Source organism: Adlercreutzia sp. DFI.6.23, assembly GCF_024462535.1.
Taxonomy (GTDB): domain Bacteria; phylum Actinomycetota; class Coriobacteriia; order Coriobacteriales; family Eggerthellaceae; genus Adlercreutzia; species Adlercreutzia rubneri.
Window position 1 is genome coordinate 1 of sequence record NZ_JANGBP010000776.1, and the last position, 289, is coordinate 289.

General features: G+C 56.1%; 1 pseudogene. It reads right to left on the bottom strand.

Annotated features, from left to right (window positions below):
• Positions 1-228: pseudogene (locus tag NE591_RS15420) on the bottom strand (CtkA family protein); the annotation flags it as partial.
• Positions 229-289 lie beyond the last annotated feature (61 nt).

A 289-nucleotide genomic window follows, 5' to 3' on the forward strand; every position in this document is an offset into this window, starting at 1 on the left:
CTCGTGCACGGGAATGCCCAAAAGCTCGTAGATGTGCGATCCCAGATAGTCGGAAACAGGACTTGAGGTGTACGAGGGTAGATGCTTGCCCATCAAATCCCGCGTCGTGCGCGGATACTTGGCAATCCAGGGCTCCCCTTCGATGAGAATGCCCTCTTTCTGTCCCGCGCGCCCTCCATAGAAAAGGCCGCTCGGAGCGCAATCGCGCAGTTCAGCGATCTCCACCATGAAACGACCTCCTTCAATTCGCGCAAAACAGTTCAGCCATTGTTGCACGAGCGCAATAACG